Below are 19,778 nucleotides of genomic sequence, written 5' to 3' on the forward strand. Positions count from 1 at the left end.
ACCGGTCCATTAATTGTCATAATTGGTATTACCAATTTTATTGAAAATGGTAAGGCAGATGCTATGAACAATGGGAGGAGCCGATTGGCACCCCGTAATGAGAACAGGAAAATAGCATGAAGATCCAGTCTGCCCGCGTCATCGTGACATGTCCGGGGCGCAATTTCGTGACCTTGAAAATCGAGACCGATCAGGGGGTTTTCGGAATCGGCGATGCGACGCTGAACGGGCGCGAACTCTCGGTCGTTTCCTATCTCGAAGACCATGTCATCCCTTGCCTGATCGGGATGGACCCGCGCCGGATCGAGGATATCTGGCAATATCTCTATCGCGGCGCCTACTGGCGGCGCGGCCCTGTCACCATGTCGGCGATCGCGGCGGTCGACACCGCGCTTTGGGATATCAAGGGCAAGATGGCGGGCATGCCGCTCTACGACCTGCTCGGCGGCAAGAGCCGCGACGGCGTGATGGTCTATGGCCATGCCAATGGCGCCGACATCGCCGAAACCGTCGACGCCGTCGGCCAATATATCGACCTCGGATATAAGGCCATTCGCGCGCAATCGGGGGTCCCGGGGATCAAGGACGCCTATGGTGTCGGCCGCGGCAAGCTCTTCTATGAACCCGCCGACGCCGCGCTGCCGTCGCTGACGATCTGGGATACGAAGAAATATCTCGATCACATCCCCAAATTGTTCGAAAAAATCCGCGATACCTATGGCTTCGAGCATCATCTTCTCCACGATGGCCATCATCGGATGACACCCATCGAGGCCGCCCAGCTCGGGAAAGCGCTGGAGCCCGCAAAGCTATTCTGGCTCGAAGATGCGACCCCGGCGGAGAACCAGGAAGCATTCAAGCTCATTCGCCAACATACGACGACCCCGCTGGCCGTCGGAGAGATTTTCAACACGATCTGGGACTGCAAGGAGCTGATCCAGAACCAGCTGATCGACTATATCCGCGCGACCGTGGTCCACGCCGGCGGGATCACGCATTTGCGGCGGATCGCCGACCTCGCCGCGATCTATCAGATCAAGACGGGCAGCCATGGCGCAACCGACCTGTCGCCCGTGTGCATGGGCGCGGCGCTCCACTTCGATAGCTGGGTCCCCAATTTCGGGATCCAGGAATATATGCGCCACACACCCGAGACCGACGAAGTCTTCCCCCACAGCTACCGTTTCGAGCAGGGATATATGTATGCGGGTGACGCACCGGGCCACGGTGTCGATATCGACGAGAAGCTGGCGGCAAAATATCCCTATCAGCCCGCCTATCTGCCCGTCGCCCGGCTCGAGGACGGAACGATGTTCAACTGGTGAGGTGCCGAAATGCGGGAGAGCCCGGGGGGCTGCTGGTTCCGGGTTCAACTCAACCCGTCATCCCGGCGAAGGCCGGGATCTCGACGGTGCGTCAGGTTGCGACGATGAGATCCCGGCCTTCGCCGGGATGACGGAGAGGGTTAGGTAGCAGAGGCCTCCGGCCGCCATTCGGACGCGATCAGGCCGCCCTTGTCGAACAGCCGCTCCATCGCATCAGGACCGGCCGCCGCTTCGCGCAGCTGGTCCGCAAGCGGGTCGTCGATCGAGTGATCGCTGCGTAGGAAGGCGATCCATGCAGCAATCGCCGTTTCCAGCGAGGAGCAACGTTGCCCACGGGCCTGATGCCAGGCGAGCGTTTCGAGCCAGCGTTGCGGGATCTTCTGGCTGCCATCCATCGCGATCTGGATCAGCCGGTGGTTCAACGCCGGATTGGCGAAACGGTCGAGCAAGGCATCGGCGTAGGCGGCGAGGTCCTGTCCCGGCGCGGCGTCGATCGTTGGCGCGGCTTCCTCGCGCATCAGCCGCTCGATCACTGGCCGGATCGCCGGGTCGACGATAGCCTGATGGACAAACGCGTGCCCTGTCCCAAGTCCGATATAGGCGAGCGCCGAATGCGCGCCGTTGAGCATGCGCAGCTTTGCGGTCTCATAGGGTGCGACATCGGCGACAAGCTCGGCGCCCACCTTTTCCCAGCGCGGGCGCGGGCCGGCAAAATCATCCTCGATGACCCATTGGCTGAACGCCTCGGTGACGACGGCGCCCTCATCGCGCACGCCGAGCGCAGCTTCGACCTCTGCGCGGTCGGCCTCGGTCGTCGCGGGGACGATGCGGTCGATCATCGTTGCGGGGCACGTGCATTCGCCGTCGAACCACGCTGAAAGGTCGGGGTGATACGCGGCGAGATAGGCGCGCATCAGGCCGTGCAGCACCGCGCCATTGTTCGCCAGATTGTCGCAGCTGAGCAGCGTCAGCCCCGGCAAGCCCGCGGCCTTGCGCGCCGCGAGCCCCGCCGCGACGAAGCGATAGAGACTGCGACTGCCGGCAGCCTCAGCAAGGTCCAGCGATCCGTCGGGACGCCGCAGATAGCCCTTCTCGGTGACGGTGAAGCTGACGATATGCGTCGTCGGTGCTGCGATCGCATCGACCACGGCCTGCGGATCGTCGGAGGCGACGAGCACGTGCCGGACCGCGCCAACCACACGCAATTCGCTTCCCGCGACGCTGCGCGCACTCACCGTGTAGACCCCATCCTGGGGATTCAGTTGCGCCGCGACGTCGCCCGAACGGAGCGACACGCCGATGATGCCCCAATCGCGGTCGCCTGCTCGCATCGCATCGTCGGTGTAGACCGCCTGATGCGCGCGGTGGAACGCGCCGATGCCGATATGGACGATGCCGGCCGCCTGCGCGGCGCGGTCATAGGCCGGCGCCTGTATCGACGCCGGAAGCGGCGTTTGCGCGGACAGCCTCACAGCTTATACGCCGCCTTGGCGAGATTGTAGCTCAGGTCGACGGCGAGTTCGGCGGCTTCCCACTCTTCCATGCGATGCTCGGCGACGAGCTGCGCGAGGAAGCCGCAGTCGATGCGCCGCGCCACGTCGTGGCGCGCGGGGATCGACAGGAACGCGCGCGTGTCGTCGTTGAAACCGACGGTGTTGTAGAAGCCCGCGGTCTCGGTCGTGTGGCTGCGAAAGCGGCGCATCCCCTCGGGACTGTCGTGGAACCACCAGGCGGGACCAAGCTTCAGCGCAGGGTAATGGCCCGCAAGCGGCGCGAGTTCGCGCGCGTAAGAGGTCTCGTCGAGCGTGAAGAGGATGATCGTCAGCCCTGCCTCATTGCCATAGCGTCCAAGCAGCGGGCGCAGCGCATGGACATAGTCGGTGCTCGTGGGAATATCGGCGCCCTTATCGCGGCCATAATGCTCGAACAACCAAGGATTGTGGTTGCGGAAACTGCCCGGATGGATCTGCATGACAAGCCCGTCGTCGAGGCTCATCCCCGCCATCACCGTCAGCATATGCGCGCGGAACAGCTCGGCGTCGGCGGCGCTCGCGCTGTCCCCGGTGACGCGTGCGAACAGCGCTTCGGCTTGCGTCTCCGACAGGTCGGCGGTCGCCGCGGTCGGATGGCCGTGGTCGGTCGAGGTCGCGCCCATCTCTGCGAAAAAGGCGCGGCGATTGCGGTGCGCAGCGAGATAGCCAGCGTAGCTATAGGCGTCTTCGCCCGAGAGGTCGGAGAAGCGCGCCAGATTGTCGTGGAAACCCTCAAATTCGGGATCGACCACCGGGTCGGGCCGATAGGCGGTAACCACCCGCCCCGACCACTCGCCGCTTGCGTTGGCGCTGCGAATGGCCGCGTGGTGCTCGAGCGTATCGAGCGGGCTTTCGGTCGTCGCGATCACCTCGATCCCGTACCGGTCGTACAGCGCGCGGGGGCGGAAGGCATCGGTCGCGAGTTTCTCGGTGATCAGGTCGTAATAGAGGTCCGACGTCTCGCCCGCGAATTGCACATCGAAGCCGAAGGCCTCGGCGAATACCCAGTCCATCCACATCCGCGTCGGCGTGCCGCGGAAGAGATGGTAATTTTGGGCGAAGATCCGCCAGCTTTCGCGCGGGTCGGCGCCCTTGTTACGGCCCCCCAGCGCATCGAGCGAAATGCCCTGCGAATAGAGCATCCGGAACGCATAATGGTCGGGATGCAGCAGGAACTCGGCGGCATTGCCGAACGATGCGTTACCCGCAAACCACGCCGGATCGGTGTGCCCGTGCGGGCTGACGATCGGCAGGTTCGCGACCTCGGCATAAAGGCGCCGGCAAATATCGCGCTGCGCCGGGTCGGACGGAAACAGGCGGTCGGGATGAAGCTGAAACGGGCGGGTCATGCGGGGGTGCCTTCGCTTTCGACAGTGATAGGCGCGAGGCGCGGGCTGAGGAGATGGAGTGCCAGCACGGCGAGGAAATAAACCGTCGTGCACACGGCGAAGATAATCGTGTAATTGCCGTTTGTCGCGTCGAGCACCAGCCCGGTCGACTTGGCCATGATCATGCCGCCGATGCCGCCCATGAAGCCGCCGAGTCCGATCACCGACCCGACCGCGCGTTTGGGAAACATGTCGGGCGGGATCGACAGGATCGTCGACGAAAAGGCCTGATGCCCGGCGAGCGCGAGACCGATCAGGACGATGGCCAGCCACATATTGTCGAGGCCCGTGACGAACAACAGGGGCAGGACGAAACAACCGGCGATCACCATCGTCAGCTTGCGCGCGAAATTGGGGGTGCGTCCACGCTGGATCAGCTTCGAGGAGAGCCAGCCGCCCGCGATACTGCCGACGTCGGAAAGCAGGTACATGATGATCATCGGCAGCAGCACGACCTTGAGGTCGACATCATAGGTGCTGGCGAAATATTTGGGCAGCCAGAACAGCATCAGATACCAGACGGGGTCGATAAGGAATTTCGCGACCGCGAACGCCCATGCCTCGCGCTTGGTGACGATTTTCGACCAGCCGAGGCGCGAGACCTGCTCGGGCGGATCATGCTCGATCCACGCGAGTTCGGCATCGCTGACCTTCCCGCTCTCGCGCGGATTGCTGTAGAGCCACAGCCACAATATCAACAGGATGGCGCCAAATGCGCCGGTGTAGATGAAGGTCTGACGCCAGTCGAAACCCGCCCAGACCATGAACAGCCAGATCGTCGGCGCGGTCAGAATGACGCCGATCGTCGTCGCGCTGTTGACCCAGCCGATCGCGTAGGCGCGTTCCTTCTGCGGAAACCATTCGCTCGACGCGCGAACGACCGCGGGGAAATGCCCCGCCTCGCCGACGCCGAGGATGACGCGCGCGGCCATGAAGGAGGCAATCGACCCCGCGAAACCATGGGCGACATGGCCGATCGTCCAGATGGCGATCGCAATGCTGTAGCCGATCTTGGGACCGAAACGGTCGATCAGCCAGCCCATCAACAGGAAGCCGAGCGCATAGGCGGCCTGAAACGCCATGACGATGTTGCCATAGTCATTCTCGCTCCACCGCATCTCGTCGCCAAGGACGGGCGCCAGCAGGCCGAGCATCGTGCGGTCGATATAGTTGACCGTCGTTGCGGCGAACAGCAGCGCGACGATCAGCCAGCGATAGCGCCCCGTCCTGGGCACCGGCGGCGCCGATCCCGCTGTTATGGCCTGCGTCATATGTCTCTCCCGTGGCACCAGAAAAATGCCGGGATCCGTCCGAACGAACCCCGGCAAGGCTGGGGATGGCTAGAAGGTCTGTTCGCGTTTCTGCGCAGTACGGATGATCTCGCCCGCCGTCGCGTCGGGCGCGCCCTGGGCCGGAGCGAGCGCGCCGGAGGCTACCGCAAGCAGCAAGGCCCCGCCAAATGGCCGCGCCAATGCGCTATCGAAAATGAAGGCCCGCATCACATTCTCCGCAACAGTCCGGACGCTTTCCGCGCCCCTCTCTGCAGCCTCCATAGATATTGGTCAGACCGATTGCAACAGGTGGTTTGTCATACATTTGCCGGGGATGCCAAACGGGCCTTATGGATCGTCCCTACAGTCGAAACTTACCAATCATGGCGAAATTTGCTGGCAAAGGAGAGAATTTTTCGATGGCCGAGTTGGCCATTCTGAATGGGAAACGAGCATTTCGGGATTTCGCGTAGCCCTGACCACAAAGCGATAAAAAAGCGATTGTCAAAATTGGCCATACCAAATAGGCTTGCACATGCTCCGAACCGACTGGCCGGAAGAAGCAGGTCGAACTTGGAGAGGATGATAGAGCGGACCGGCACCCGCCGGGACGATGCCCGGCGCGGCCGGGATTCCGACCGAAAGGAACTGACCAACATGGGACGCTTTGTCGCCTTTGGCGAAATCCTGCTGCGCATGTCGCCCCCGGGGCGCAAACTCCTGCTCCAGACGCCGCGGCTCGACGTCTGGATCGGCGGCGCCGAGGCCAATGTCGCGGTCGCGCTCGCGCGGCTCGGCCACGACACGGCGATCGTCAGCGCCGTCCCCGACGATCCGCTCGGCGACGCGGCCGTCTCAGCGCTGCGCGGGCACGGCGTCGATTGTTCGGCCGTCGCGCGGCGGCCCGGGCGGATGGGGGTCTATTATGCCGTGAGCGGCGCCGGTTTGCGCGCCACCAACATAATCTACGATCGCGCCCATTCCGCGTTCGCCGACGCCTCCGCGGCGGACTGGGACTGGGACCGGCTCCTCGCCGGCGCCGGCCGTCTGCACCTGTCGGGGATCACCCCGGCGCTGGGCCCCGGCGGAACGGCAGCGGCCTTCGCGGCGGCGGACGCCGCGACGCGGCTTGCTATTCCGATCTCGTTCGACGGCAATTATCGTGCGCGCCTGTGGGAAAGCTGGGACGGCGATGCCAGGGCCATCCTGTCCCGGCTGGTCGGCCTGGCGGATATCCTGTTCGGCAATCATCGCGACATCGCGCTCCTGCTCGGCCGCGATTTCGGCGATGACGGGCCGGCGCGACGACGGACTGCGGCGGACGCGGCATTTGATGCCTTTCCCAGGCTGGCGCTGATCGCCTCGACCGCGCGCCATGTCGAGGATGTGGACCATCATCGCCTCGCCGCGCGGATCGATACGCGCGACGGCTTTGCCCAGACCGAGGAGATCAGGGTTGCCGGTATCGTCGACCGCATCGGCACCGGCGACGCATTCGCTGCGGGCGTGTTCGATGCGCTGCTGCGCGATCAATCCATCGCTGTCGCGGCGCAGACCGGGCTGGCCCTCGCCGTGCTGAAGCATTCGCTTCCCGGCGATGCGAGCCTGTTCGGGCGATCCGATATCGAAGCCTTCCTGAGCGAGGGTTTCGATGTCAGGCGATAGGGATATGCAAAGGGTATGGCCCGATTACTGGGCGTAGCGGCTCCGTTCGTCAGCGACCCGCTTTCGGGCCAGTTCGACCTCGTGCACCTCGGTTGCCTCCAGCAGCGCCTCGAGCGCGCGGCCCAGATGCTTTTGCATCGCTGCGCGCGCCGCCGCCGGGTCGCGCGCTTCCAGCGCGAGGACAATGTCCTCATGCTCGGCAACGCTCGGGGTCACCCCCGCGATATGCGCCTTGCTGCTGAGCAGGCGATAGAGCGAAGAGCGGGCGCGCATGTCCCACAGCGATTCCACGACCGCGACGAAGGCGCTGTTCAGGCTCGCGCTGGCGATCAGTTCGTGGAACTGGCGGTCGGCCACCTCGGCGCGCGCGCTGTCGCCGCCGGCATCGCCCATCGCTTTTACGAGCGTACGGAGCTCCGCAAGCTGGTCGTCGGTGATCCGTCCGGCCGCGAGCGCGGCAACCTCCCCCTCGATCTGACGGCGCGCTTCGAGCAGCTCGAAGGGACCGACGTCGGCGGAGGGGCCGTCAACATCGGCATGCGATATCGCCGTCACATAGACGCCCGATCCTTTGCGTACTTCGACCATCCCGTCGACCTCGAGCGCGATGATCGCCTCGCGAACCGTCGGCCGCGATACGTCATAGGACTGGGCGAGTTGCCGCTCCGACGGCAACCGCGCACCGATCGGATATTCCCCCGCCTCGATCTTGGCCGCGATATCGGTGGATACGCGTTCGTAGAGCCGTTTTGATTCCATGCCATTCCCCATCAGGAAACCGCTATCTTGTTGGCCTATGCGTTACAAGGTCGCTTGTTGCCGCGCGGGCTTGGCATGCGCCTGCGCCGTCAACACCAGTTCAGCGGCGAGCAACGCCCCCTCCTGGTCTTGCGCCACCGATGTCCCTTCGACGATGTCGGTGACGAACTGCGGGCCAAATGGCAGAGGCACTTTGGAACAGTCCAGATAACGAACACCCTTCCGGTCGGCGATCAGCAGGTGATTTCCGCCGGGCCGGCCGGCGATATCGACATATTTCCGGAGCTCGATAGTGCCCTCGGTGCCGAGAATGAAGAGACGGCCATCGCCCCAGGTCGGCAAACCGTCCGGCGTGAACCAATCGACGCGGACATAGCCCGTGCCGCCGTCGCCGGTCAGCACCATATCGCCGAAGTCCTCGAACGCCGGATGTTCGGGATGCGCGAAATTGCCGGTCTGCGATGCGACGACATGCGCCCGCTTGCTGCCCGTCAGATAGACGAACTGATCGGCCTGATGGCTGCCGATATCGGTCAGGATCCCGCCATTGCGCGCCGTGTCCCAGAACCAGCCGGGCCGGGATGTCGCGGCCAGTCGATGCGGGGCGAGGTTGACGGTCTGAATGACGCGCCCGATTGCGCCGTCATGGACAAGCTGCCCCGCCATGACCGCCGCGGGCACTTCGAGCCGTTCGGAATACATGATCGCAAATTTGCGGCCGGTCTCCTTGATCGCGCGGCGAACGTCGGCAAGCTGCTTCAGCGAGGTAATCGCCGCCTTGTCGCTGAGATAATCCTTGCCCGCGCGCATGACGCGGATGCCCAGCGGCGCTCGCAGCCCGGGGATGGCTGCGCTGCAGACCAGCTTGATCGCGGGATTGCCCAGAATCTCGTCTTCCGAACGCGCCAGCGCGATATCGCCGTATCGCGCGCGGAACATCGCAATCTGCTTGGGATCGGTCGCATGAAAGGTCGTGAGAACGCCGCCACCCCGGATCACGGCGTCGGTGATGCCATAGATGTGATTATGATCGAGCCCGATCACCGCGAATGGCACGCGATATTTCGCCTCGGGCGCCGGGCGTGCGAGTGCGCCCTCGGTCGGCGCATCGCCGCGCGCCGCGGACTGCGCCAGCGCGTCGGCCGCGAAGCCCGCGGCCAGCCCTGCGGTGAGGCCAAGCCCCAGAAGATCGCGCCGGTTGGTATCGGTCATGGCCTGTTCCTTTTCAGATAGCGACCAGCGACGTCGGCCAGGCCATCACCTGACCGCTATCCATCGCCTGTTCGCCAAGCAGCGAGGCGACGCTCGCGTGATAGGCCTGCGACAGCAGGCCGGGCAGCGGCTTGCCGGTCCGCACCGCCTCGCCAAAGCCCTCGAACTGCAGCATCGTCTCGTCATATTCGCCCCAGCCAAGCGGCTCCCCGGGGGTCGTGACGGGAAGCTCGGCGAACCAGGTTGCGCCGCCGATCGGGACCGCTCGTTTTTTCCCGCTCGCGACGTCGGCCTGCATCCGCAGCAGCGCCAGTTCCTTCGGCGGCAGTTCCTTATAGATGCGACCGAGTTCGGGTTCGATCGTCCCCTTGCTGCCCTGAATCTGCTCTTCGCAGCCATAACGCGCGTTGTTCAGCAGCGAGGTGTAGATCAGTTTGCGGCCCCCCGCATATTCATAGATCAGCGCGACATGGTCATAGACCTCGCGCCCGTCCTTCCAGAAACAGATGCTGCCCGATCCCATCACGCGGGTCGGTACGGCGTCGAAGAACAGGTTGCTGACCTGAATCTGGTGCGTCGCCAGTTCGGTCATCAACCCCGCCGAACTGTCGCGATACAGGCGCCAGTTGATCTGGCGGTCGGTGGCCCCGGCGGGAACGGGCCGGCGCCAGCTGCTTTGACGATGCCAGCTGGCGCGGATCTGCGTCAGCGATCCGATTTCACCCTCCTTCGCGCGGCGGACCGCGTTCAGATAGGTGGGTTTGAACATGCGCTGATGGCCGATCTGCAGCACCTTGCCGCTGTCCTGCGACCGTTTCACCATCGCGCTGCAATCGTCGATCGTGCGCGCCATCGCCTTTTCGCACCACACATGGAGCCCGGCGTCGAACGCATCGAAGCTCTGCTGCTTGTGAAGGTCGAGCGGGGTCGCGATCACCACCGCATCGAGACCGCCCGCATCGAGCATCGCGCGGTGATCGGTGAAGGCACGCGTCGACGCATCGACCAGCGCGCGCCCCTTTGCCAGATGCAGCTCGAAATTGTCGCAGATCGCCGCCACGGTGCAGTTGCGGGTCTTGGCGATATTCTGGATCAATCCCCGGCCGCGATCGCCCGTGCCGATCACCCCCAGCCGTACGCGATCGCTCTTTGCCACCGGTGCTGCGCCGACCGCCGCACTTGCCCAGGGCGTCGCTGCGGCCATCCCCGCGCCAGCCGTCGCCATCAGCACGCGGTCGATGAACGATCGCCGTGACAGGTCAAAATCTTTGTCAGTCATTAAAACTCATCCTGGCAGATTGATCGGGGATCGCCGCTCCCCGGGGGAAATCGAATAGAAAACGGCGCGTCCGGTCGCCGTTCAGCAAACGCTCCGCCCGATTTTCATCGGCGACGAGCAAAGCGGTACTCATCGCCTCGGCATGCGCGCCAAGCCGGTCAACCGCAACCGTGCAGCGCGGCGCAGACACGATCGTCGCATCGGTCGGGCGGATCATCGCGGCGCGTTCCGGCGCGTTCGTCCCCGCACCGACGGTCGACGAGATCGATACCGATTCGTCGGTGAGTTCGAGTTCGACCAGAATCTCGTTGGGGCGCAGCGGGTGGGAAATCGCGAACGGCCAGCCGCCGCCAAGCGGGTGTTCGCCGACGACGGCAATCGAACTCTCCCCGGCCGACAGGCACGCCGATACGACACCCTTTTCACGCAAGACGGCGCAGGCGCGATCGAGCGCGAAGCCCTTGCCGAACCCGCCGAAATCGAGCGCGACGGGATGCGATATCTCGATCCGCGCGGCGGCGCGATCGAATGCGATGGCGCCCCATCCCGCCGACACGAACCGGCGATCGGCCGCGGGATCGAACAGCCCGAGCGTCGAGGCGTGCAATTCCTCGATCGTGACCAGCGCATCGAACAGGAGCGCATCGTCGATGGCAGCCCCCTGCCCCGCCATCAGGCGTTCGTTGAGCGCGGTCGTTGCCGACGGGCGGTGGATCGTGAGCGCATCGTCGACCGCCTCGATCGCGCGCTGCGCCGCCGTCAACGCGTCGTCGTCACCCGCACCGAACCGATGCAGTTCGACGCGCGTCCCCATCGAAGCAAAGCGCACAACGTCGGCCATGATCGTCCCAGGGGTCAGCCCTTGACCTCCCAGCCCGGCTCATAATCGACCGACCACAGCTTCATGGCATCGGCATTGGCCGGTTTGCCGGTCGCCGGATCGATCGTCAGCGCGCCGCTCGTGCGATAGGCGATATTGCCGAGGTGGCAGAGCGCGGTGCTGATATGCCCTTCGGCAATCGGCGATGCGAGCGCGCTGGCGCGGCCGCGGATGACATCGACCAAATTGCCGGCATGAAGGATGTCGAGCGCGCCCTCGCCGACCGTTCCGGTGGTTTCCGAACTGGCCGGGGCCTTCACCTCCCGAGTCAATTTGCCTTCCAGATCGTACAGCTCGAACCCGTTGCGATCGACGATGGCCGACCCCTTGGTGCCGAGCAGCAACACGCCGCGGCCACGCCCATAGGTCTTGATGCCATTGCAGCTCTGCCCGTTCCAGCGGATCGCGCGGCCATCGTCGTAAATCAGGTCGAGCGCGAGCGAATCATACATTTCCCAATCGTCGCCGCGGTGGAAATGCCGTCCGCCCTGCGTCGACACGCTGGTCGGATAGGTAAGGCCCATCGCCCAGCGGGCAATGTCGAGCTCGTGCATCGCATTGTTGCAAATCTCACCCGTCCCATATTTCCAGAACCAGTGCCAATTATAGTGCACGAGGTTCGACCGGTACGGCCCGCGCGGGCGCGGTCCCTGCCACAAATCCCAGTTCAGATTGGCCGGCGGCGCGATTTCCTGCCCCTTGCCGATCGACCCGCGATTATTCGCATACCAGGTCTGCGCCTCATAAACTTCGCCGAGTTCGCCTGCGCGGACCATGTCGACAAGCTGCCGTGTCTCCACGCTCGAGCGTTGCTGGTTGCCGACCTGCAACTGACGCCCGGTGCGGCGCTGTGCCGCGATCAGCGCTTCGCCCTCGGCGGGCGCGATGCCGATCGGCTTTTCCAGATAGACGTGGCGTCCCGCATTCATCGAATCGATCGCGAGCTTTGCGTGCCAATGATCGGGCGTTGCGACGCTGACGATGTCGACGTCCTTGCTGTCGAGCAGGCGGCGATAGTCACCCACGATCTTGGGGGCCGGGTGGCCCTTGGCGGCAAATTCGCCCGCGCGCTTTGCGAGGATGGCCGAATCCACATCGACGAAATGGGTGACGGTAACGTTCGGCAGCTTCGCGAAAGCGCTCATATGCGCCTGCCCGCGGCCGTTCACGCCGACCACCGCCACCCGCAGGCGATCGTTCGCACCCTTGATCTGCGCATAGCTGCGCGCGCTCATCGTGGCGCCCAGCGTCGCTGCTGCGCCCTTCAACATCGTACGGCGGTCAATCATGTCCTGTCCCCTTAGAATTCGCGCAGCTTGATCGACCGAAAGTCGACCCGGTCGCCATGATCCTGGAGCAGGATCGGTCCCTGCTCCCACTCGCCGAAGTTCGGCCATTTCGCATATTTGCTGCGCGCGACAAGTTCCCGGAAGGCGGGCGATCCACGTTCATATTCGACGACCTTGAACCCGTTCAGCCAATGTTCGACATGCTTGCCGCGCACGACGATGACCGCCCGATTCCACTCGCCCGGCGCGTTGACGCGCTTGCCCGGGCTGTCGGGGTCGGAGAGGTTGCGCGCGGTGATCAGATCGTAAAGCGAGCCGATCGTCCGATTGCCATCGCGGCCCATCTTCGCATCGGGATGGCGCTCATCGTCGAGCAATTGAAATTCCAGGCCGATCGCCGATCCGTCGCCCTTGAGCAGGTTCGGATCGACGAAATATTTGATCCCGCTGTTGGCGCCCGGCGTCAGCCGGAAATCGACCGACAGCTCGAAGCTCTTGTAATCGCGGGTGGTGATGATATCGCCGCCATTGGTCGCTTCGGCGCCGCCCGATTTTTCGACCGACAAGATGCCGTCGGTGATCGACCAGCCCTTCTTCGGAAAAGCCGGGCCCTTGGCGCTCCGCCAGCCCTGCGTCGTCTTGCCGTCCCACAGCAGCTTCCAGCCAGCGCCGCGCTCGGCCTCGGTCAGGCGATTGGCCAGCCATCCCTGCTGCTCGACCTTGGTCGCGGCCGAGGCAAAGCGGGCGGGCGCGTCGGTGATGATCCGCACGTTGCGGAAACGCGCCTCGGGCTTCTTCGCCGCGACCGCATCGGCAACCGAGTGCACCTGGAAAGCGATGAAGCCGCGCGCGTCCACATCGTCGACAACGTCGGCGGCCGGCACGCCATTGATCCAGGTGCGCAGGCGCGTACCGATCGCTTCGACACGATAGTGATTCCAGTCGCCCGAGCGGAAGGCCTGCCGCGCCGCATCGTTGCGGCCGAGTGTATAGAGCCATTGACGGCGTTGCTCGTCATAGATGCCGGCGCTCCAGCGCCGCGACGAGGGATCGATCTCCATCTGATAGCCGTGAACCACGCCCTTTCGATAATCGGGCCGGCTCTGGCCACGGATCATCACGCCCGAATTCAGCGTCGGATCGGTCTTGGAATCGAACTCGAGGATGAAATCGCCGTAAAGCGTGTCGGATACCAGCCAGCTGTTCGCCGAATTCGGCACGGCGCTGCCAATGACCTCGCCGCCCACAACGCTATAGGGCGCCTGTCCCCCGGCGCTGTGCCAGCCGACGAGTCCGGCGCGTGGCGTTATATCCTGCCACGGAGCCTGCTGCTGATCCTGCGCGGCCGAAACGGGCGCCAGCGCCGTCAGCGGCGCCGTCGTCAAGGCGAGAAATGCGATCCTTCGAAACATCATGGCTCCTCTCAATTTTTTATTGCGAGGGCATCCCGAACACGCTTCATTCCCCGACGCGCCAGGCTCTCGCATTATATCGCCGCTAGCGTGAACACGCGAACACAGCCTATGCCTGCCGACCACTAATATGTGGTCAGGCCACTTGCAATAGATATGTCAGACCGATTGAAGTTTGCGGAACGATGAGCGGCCTGGAGCGGCCAAGATCGACGGTTGGAAGCAAATCAGGGTCTCGCAGATATGCCGCCGCAAACTCGGGCGCTATATCGCCGATGATGTCGTCCTGCCGCTGGCGCAGTGCGTCGCGGCGCGGCTCGGCGATCTCGGCCGTTCGCCCTTTGAATATCCCGTCGGGCCGATCGCCCCGCTGCGCGAATTTGCAGCAAAGGGCCCGATCGAGCTCGGCTATGGCCGGTTCACCGTCGTCGACCCCGCCGCGCTAGACCACTTCGCCGGCCTCGCGCTGCCCGACGATTGAGAGTGCGTGATCGCTCCATATACTCCGCACCCGTCCCTACCAGCTCCGCGCGATGACGAGGTTTCCTTCGGCGGCGCCGACAACCACCACGCCCTCGCCGTCGACCGGAAGCGTACCGACGGAACCAATGCCCTGCCCGCCTGTTCCAACACCCAATGGGACCGATTTTCGATCGACCGCAATCATTTATGGGGCAACACTCACTTCGCGTCATCCATCGCCTTGGCTGGCTGGCCTGCATCCTGATGACGGTGCAGCCTGCGTCCCTGCAGGCGCAAATAGCATCCGCGGCGAGGCCGGGCGACACAGCTACTCAATCGCTCATCGATGCCGAAGCGAAGATGTCGGCCGATCGCGAACGCACCGCGAGACAACGTCGCAAGGTCGATGCGGTCGCCGACGCGACAGGCCGCGACAGTGTCGAAACCGCGCGCGAACGTTATTTGCTGTCGCTCTATCTGGCGCTGCAGGGCGAAATCGCAGAGGCCGAAACGACCGCGGAACAGGCCTATGCGATCCAGGCTCGCATGCTCGGGCGCGATCACGCCGACACCCGCGCGTCGCTCTACCAGCTTGCCACGCTCCTCCGCCGCGGTACGCAGGCGCGCGCTCCCGCCAATGAACAGCAAGGCGATTCAGCGCCGCCAGACCCGGCGAGCATCGCCATGGCAGGCGATACCGAAAAAGAGATCCGCGAACTCATCGATGGCGGCAAGTTCGTCGAGGCCGAAGCCGCGGTTCGGGCACGGATGGCCCGTCGATCAGCCGGGGACCGATCGCCGGGCGCGGCAACCGACATGGAGACGCTCGCGAACATTCTCTATCTGACCGGCCGTGCCGGCACCGCCGAAACGCTGATGCGGAATGCCGTCGGCATTCGCGAGCGGCTCGGCGACCGCGCCGCGCACGCCGCGGCGTTGCGGCGGATCGCGCTCGTCCAGAGTGTACGCGGCCGCTATGCGGAGGCCGAAGCCAGCGCGCGCCGCGCGATCGAACTGCTCACGCCACCGGATGGGGAAACGCGATCATTGTCGGCGGCGTGGGGCACCCTGGGCGAAGTGCTCGCCGGGCAGCGCCGCCGGCCGGAAGCCTCGACGGCGATCCAGAAGGCGATCGAATATGGCAGGCTGGCGCTGGGCGCCGAGGATCCTTTCGTCCTCGAGGAATATAATGATTTTGCGTTGAACGTCGAGGAAATGGGCGACCTGCCGGGCGCCGAGGCGATCTATCGCCGTAATCTCGACATCCTCGTCCGCACGAAGGGGCGCGAAAGCCTTGCGTCCGCGCGAACGCTCGCCTTGCTGTCGACCAACCTCGACCGTCAAGGGCAGGAGCTGGAAGCCGAAGTGCGGCTGCGCCAGGCGATCGCGATCCGCGAGCGGCACCTGGGAACGGGCAATCCCGACACGCTCCGCTCGCTCGGCAATCTCGTCGGCCTGCTGATCAAGAGCGCGAAATATGACGATGCCAGCACGCTTCAGGCACGCGTCATCGCCTTGCGCTCCGCGCTTCCTGAGAGCAGCCTGGAAGAGAATATCGCCGACCTCGGCCGAATGGGCGCGATCCTTGCCAAGCAGGGTAAGGCCGACGCTGCGATCGATTATCAACGGCGCGCGCTGGCGCTCGCGACCGGCTCGCTCGATCCCGGTCACCGCTATGTCGCGATCGCGTCGATGGCACTGGCCCGATCGATCGCACGCCAGGATCCCGCTTCGCCCGAATATGTCAGCCTTATGCGCGGTGCGGTCGCGCGCGCGCGCGCGGAACGGACGCGCGTGCTGTCGGCGCGGGATGTGGCGGGGGCGAGCGCGGGTGAGCGCGCGGTCGCCGCCGCCGTCAGCGAAGGCGGCTGGTCCGACGCCTCGGGGGCCGGCGCCTTCGCGCTGGCGCTCACCCTCAACGCCAATCGGGCGACGCAGGTCCGGAGCGAGGAAGCAAAGCTGCGATCCGAATCCTTCCGCATTGCGCAGGATTTGACATCGAGCGCATCGACCCGCGCGCTGGCCGGTATCGTCGCCCGCGAAGCGCTGGGCGATACCCCGCTCGCCCGGCTGGTGCGACGCCAGCAGGATCTGGCGTCGGAAATCCGTGACCTCAATCACACCCTTGGCACGGCGATGATCGGCGCGCCCGACGCCGCCGGGAATTTGAAGGACAGGATCGGGACGCTGGGCCGGGAACTTGGTGAAATCGATGCCCGGCTGCGTCGTTCCTACCCCGATTACGCGCGCCTCGCACTGCCCCAGCCCCTGAGCGAAGACGAGGTGCGTCGCCGCCTGCGTCCGGGCGAGGCGCTGCTTCTCGTCACCGAGGGCGAACTTTATGATTTCACTTTTGTCGTGACGACCAAGGGGGCGAGCTGGCACGCGGTGCCGCGGCTGCAATCCTTCCTGCGCGGCACCATCGAAGCGTTTCGCTGCGAGGTCGATCCCCAGACTTGCAGCGGCATCTGGACCGCGTCGCCGCTGTTCGAGCGCCGCTACGCCTGGGATCTCTATCGCTTCCTCGTCAAGCCGCATGAGCCGCTGCTCCAGGATGTAAAGACCCTCTATGTGACGACTTCGGGTGCGCTCGCCGACCTTCCCTTCGCCGCCTTCATCACCGCCGAACCCAAAGGCCCCGACACCGAGAAGGCGATCGCCGCCACCCCCTGGCTCGGTGATCGATTCGCGATCGTCAACCTGCCGTCGGTCGAATCCTTGCGGACGGGAAAGCGGCGGCCGGCCGGGCGAAACACACGCCCCTTCATCGGTTATGGTGCACCGGTGCTGGCCAAAGCGGGGAGCAAACGGGCCGCGACCGCAGGACTGTCGCCACAAACCGGAGCGATCGGCGCCGCGCTCGCCGATCCCGAACGCCTACGCACGCTTCCTTCGCTTCCCGGCACCGAGGTCGAGCTGAACGCGATGGCGCGCGCGCTCGACGCCGATGTCGACGCGGTCCACCTCGGTCCCGATGCCACCGAGACCGCCGTCCGAACGAACAGGCGATTGCGCGATGCGCGCATCGTCGCCTTTGCCACGCACGGGATTTTGCCCGGCGAGATCGAAGGCTTCGCTGAGCCCGGTCTGATCTTCACACCGCCCGGCCAGGCGACATCCGCCGACGACGGTATATTGACCGCCGCCGAAGCCGCAGAACTCGACCTCTCGGCCGAGTGGGTCATTCTGTCGGCCTGCAACACGGGAACGACCGAAGGGCCTGGCGGAGCCGACGCCCTATCGGCGCTGGCACGTTCATTCCTCTATGCCGGCACCGACGCACTGCTCGCGAGCCGCTGGCGCGTCGGCGACAGGGTCACGGCTGCGCTCACGGTCGAAACACTCGTCAACGCGCTGCGGAAGCCGAAAGCGGGCAAGGCGGCGGCCTTCCAGTCGGCCATGCGCGCGATCCGATCGGGCAGGCGCGAAGACGGCACCGTGGTGGAAGGCTGGACCAGCGACTGGGCGCATCCCGCCGCCTGGGCGCCATTCACCCTGATTGCGGCAGACAATTGACACAGTGCAGTATCACCGAGCCCGAGCGTCCGCTTTACAGAGCCGGACGCAAACACGGCGACTATTGCGGCACCCCCGCCAGCAAGGTCGCGCGAAGCCGGTCGATCGCGGCATCGTCCAGGCCAAGCCCCTCGCGAATATAGCGGTCGAACGAGCCATAGCGTTTATCGACTTCAGCGAAGGCCGCCTCAATATAGGCGGCGCGAACGGTCAACACCGGCTCGAGATTTTCCGGCGCGATCGGCGTCGGCAATTTACCGAGCATGGCGATCGTCGCGTCGTTCTTGGCGCGCAGATAGTCGTTGCTGGCCAGATAATCGGCCATCACCGTTTCGCGCGGGACGCCAAGGATCGTCAGGATCACCGCGCTCGCCCAGCCCGTGCGGTCCTTGCCGGAGGTGCAGTGATACAGCGTCGGCCCGGCACCTTCTGCGCCGATGCGGGAGAGCAGCGTGCGATAGGCACTGCGCGCGCTGTCCAAGGAGACGAAATCGCGGTTGGCTTCGGTCAGCATCTCCGCGCCCTTGCCAGCCGCGATCGTTGCCATCGCCTGGCGCATATCGCCGCCGACGCTGCCCTTGCTGTCCGCGACGACGTCGAGCAACAGGTGCTCGGCGCCGGCGGGCAGGCGATCGGGCTCATGGCTGCGTTCGCTTGCCGTGCGCAGGTCCGCGACGAGCGCGAGGCCAAGATCGCCCATCGCGCCGAGGTCGCTATCACTCAGCCGGTCGAGCTGATCCGAACGGTAGATCATTCCCATCTTCACCCAGCGGCCGTCGGTCGTGCGATAACCACCGACATCGCGCAAATTGGGTATCGTCCCCAGGTGAAGCCCGCGGTCCGCGATGACCAGCGGCGCGCCCCGATCGGGAACGAGCGCAAAAAACCAGCGCTTGCCGGGGGCAAGGCCGGAAATCCGGATGCTGCCCGTTGCATCCCCCTGCCCCACCGGTTTCGTCCGGTCGCTCACCACGGAATCGGCGCCCGCATAAATCGTCACCCGGCCTGCGCCCGGCGCCGACCAGCTGATCGTGCTATCCGCCGATACGCTGGCGGCGGTGAAGGGAATGACGCCCGGCTGCTCGGCAACCGCGCCGGCGACCGGCCGCTGGTCGACCGTCGCACATGCTGGCAGCGTCAGGACCAATGTGGCTGCAAGGGCTACCCGCCACATCCGATGATCGTCATTCCGCATTTTGAGATACCTTCCTGCGCTCAGCCGCGCTGCGACGAGATATTGCCGCCGTCGACGACGAGTTCGGCGGCGGTGATGTAGCTCGCTTCGTTCGAGAGCAAGAAGCGGACGACGCGTCCGATTTCCTCGGGCACGCCGATGCGTTCGAGCAGGATGCGCTTCTCGAAAAAGCCCTCAGGCAGATTGTCGACCGCGGGCTTCATCATCGGGGTCATGATCTGGCCCGGCGAGAAACAGCTTCACCGGATGCTCGGGCCGCCTGTCGAGTTCGACGTCCCCCGAGGCGACGGGCGCCGTCCACAAGCGATAGGCGAGATACACAAGATAGGCGATGCCCGCCCATTTGATGGCGACGAAAACACCATAAAAATTATGCGCCAGCGCGGCCAGGCCAACAATGGCAAAGGATAGCCAGATGACGTCGCCGAATGTCATCCCGGCGGTAAATGCCACGGCGCCATTGGGGCCGCGCCCGAGAACGCGCGCGACGATCGCGGCAATTCCGGGCCCGGGAGAAACTGCGGCGACCAGCAAGGCGATCGCAAACACGATAATTCCGGCCAGATCCATGACATTTCTCCAACTTCGCGGAT

17 protein-coding genes are annotated in these 19,778 nt (G+C 64.8%); 4 read left to right on the top strand and 13 right to left on the bottom strand.

The annotated features are described in order from the left end of the window. Positions 1-116 precede the first annotated feature (116 nt). The gene (gene manD / locus V8J55_RS16440; RefSeq protein WP_336446668.1) at positions 117-1,325 is read left to right on the top strand and encodes a D-mannonate dehydratase ManD; all 1,209 of its coding nucleotides are present in this window, start codon (positions 117-119) and stop codon (positions 1,323-1,325) included. Between the two features lie 140 nt (positions 1,326-1,465). Here the strand turns inward: manD and V8J55_RS16445 are convergent, their stop codons facing one another. From V8J55_RS16445 to V8J55_RS16460, 4 genes are all read right to left on the bottom strand, one after another. Continuing rightward, positions 1,466-2,797: a mannitol dehydrogenase family protein gene (locus tag V8J55_RS16445; RefSeq protein ID WP_336446669.1), complete on the bottom strand. Its 1,332-nt coding sequence runs from the start codon at positions 2,795-2,797 to the stop codon at positions 1,466-1,468. After that, the gene (gene uxaC / locus V8J55_RS16450) at positions 2,794-4,206 is read right to left on the bottom strand and encodes a glucuronate isomerase (RefSeq protein ID WP_336446670.1); all 1,413 of its coding nucleotides are present in this window, start codon (positions 4,204-4,206) and stop codon (positions 2,794-2,796) included. Before uxaC ends, V8J55_RS16445 begins: the two co-directional genes overlap by 4 nt. Beyond that, positions 4,203-5,516 carry an MFS transporter gene (locus tag V8J55_RS16455; RefSeq protein ID WP_336446671.1) on the bottom strand — a complete coding sequence of 438 codons (1,314 nt, stop codon included), beginning with the start codon at positions 5,514-5,516 and terminating at the stop codon, positions 4,203-4,205. The genes uxaC and V8J55_RS16455 overlap by 4 nt, the downstream gene beginning before the upstream one ends. A 69-nt stretch (positions 5,517-5,585) precedes the next feature. Next, positions 5,586-5,744, bottom strand: coding sequence for a hypothetical protein (locus V8J55_RS16460; RefSeq protein ID WP_336446672.1), 159 nt, complete (start codon positions 5,742-5,744; stop codon positions 5,586-5,588). A gap of 429 nt (positions 5,745-6,173) precedes the next feature. Between V8J55_RS16460 and V8J55_RS16465 the strand changes: the two genes are divergently transcribed. After that, on the top strand, positions 6,174-7,181 hold the full coding sequence (locus tag V8J55_RS16465) for a sugar kinase (protein ID WP_336446673.1): 1,008 nt from the start codon (positions 6,174-6,176) through the stop codon (positions 7,179-7,181). A gap of 24 nt (positions 7,182-7,205) precedes the next feature. Here V8J55_RS16465 and V8J55_RS16470 read toward each other — a convergent pair whose 3' ends face one another. The 6 genes from V8J55_RS16470 to V8J55_RS16495 are packed head-to-tail and all read right to left on the bottom strand — an operon-like array spanning position 7,206 to position 14,015. Further along, positions 7,206-7,940, bottom strand: coding sequence for a FadR/GntR family transcriptional regulator (locus V8J55_RS16470; protein ID WP_037511593.1), 735 nt, complete (start codon positions 7,938-7,940; stop codon positions 7,206-7,208). A 42-nt stretch (positions 7,941-7,982) separates the two neighbouring features. Further along, positions 7,983-9,152 (bottom strand): Gfo/Idh/MocA family protein, encoded by a 1,170-nt coding sequence (locus V8J55_RS16475; RefSeq protein ID WP_336446675.1) that lies wholly within the window; start codon positions 9,150-9,152, stop codon positions 7,983-7,985. A 13-nt stretch (positions 9,153-9,165) separates the two neighbouring features. Further along, the gene (locus tag V8J55_RS16480) at positions 9,166-10,431 is read right to left on the bottom strand and encodes a Gfo/Idh/MocA family protein (RefSeq protein WP_336446676.1); all 1,266 of its coding nucleotides are present in this window, start codon (positions 10,429-10,431) and stop codon (positions 9,166-9,168) included. After that, positions 10,424-11,272, bottom strand: coding sequence for an FAD:protein FMN transferase (locus tag V8J55_RS16485; RefSeq protein WP_336446677.1), 849 nt, complete (start codon positions 11,270-11,272; stop codon positions 10,424-10,426). The genes V8J55_RS16480 and V8J55_RS16485 overlap by 8 nt, the downstream gene beginning before the upstream one ends. A gap of 14 nt (positions 11,273-11,286) precedes the next feature. Then, positions 11,287-12,600, bottom strand: a complete 1,314-nt coding sequence (locus V8J55_RS16490) for a Gfo/Idh/MocA family protein (RefSeq protein WP_336446678.1) — start codon at positions 12,598-12,600, stop codon at positions 11,287-11,289. An 11-nt stretch (positions 12,601-12,611) separates the two neighbouring features. Beyond that, complete coding sequence (locus tag V8J55_RS16495) at positions 12,612-14,015, bottom strand: 3-keto-disaccharide hydrolase (RefSeq protein WP_336446679.1); 1,404 nt, start codon at positions 14,013-14,015, stop codon at positions 12,612-12,614. A gap of 172 nt (positions 14,016-14,187) precedes the next feature. Here V8J55_RS16495 and V8J55_RS16500 point away from each other — a divergent pair, with 172 nt between their 5' ends. Then, entirely contained in the window at positions 14,188-14,493 is a 306-nt protein-coding gene (locus tag V8J55_RS16500) for a hypothetical protein (protein WP_336446680.1), read from the top strand. A 341-nt stretch (positions 14,494-14,834) separates the two neighbouring features. After that, positions 14,835-17,990 carry a CHAT domain-containing protein gene (locus V8J55_RS16505; RefSeq protein WP_336446681.1) on the top strand — a complete coding sequence of 1,052 codons (3,156 nt, stop codon included), beginning with the start codon at positions 14,835-14,837 and terminating at the stop codon, positions 17,988-17,990. Positions 17,991-18,051: 61 nt separating this feature from the next. On the opposite strand, the gene V8J55_RS16510 is transcribed toward V8J55_RS16505, so the two are convergent. From V8J55_RS16510 to V8J55_RS16520, 3 genes are read right to left on the bottom strand one after another with little or no spacing between them, the layout of a single operon-like run. Next, a complete protein-coding gene (locus V8J55_RS16510) occupies positions 18,052-19,164 on the bottom strand; it encodes a tyrosine-protein phosphatase (RefSeq protein WP_336446682.1) in 1,113 nt (370 codons plus the stop codon). 41 nt (positions 19,165-19,205) lie between these two features. After that, positions 19,206-19,400, bottom strand: a complete 195-nt coding sequence (locus V8J55_RS16515) for an SDR family oxidoreductase (RefSeq protein ID WP_336446683.1) — start codon at positions 19,398-19,400, stop codon at positions 19,206-19,208. Beyond that, positions 19,360-19,755, bottom strand: a complete 396-nt coding sequence (locus tag V8J55_RS16520; RefSeq protein WP_336446684.1) for a LysE family translocator — start codon at positions 19,753-19,755, stop codon at positions 19,360-19,362. The genes V8J55_RS16515 and V8J55_RS16520 overlap by 41 nt, the downstream gene beginning before the upstream one ends. Between the last annotated feature and the right edge of the window lie 23 nt (positions 19,756-19,778).

The organism is Sphingopyxis sp. CCNWLW2 (assembly GCF_037095755.1).
GTDB lineage: Bacteria > Pseudomonadota > Alphaproteobacteria > Sphingomonadales > Sphingomonadaceae > Sphingopyxis.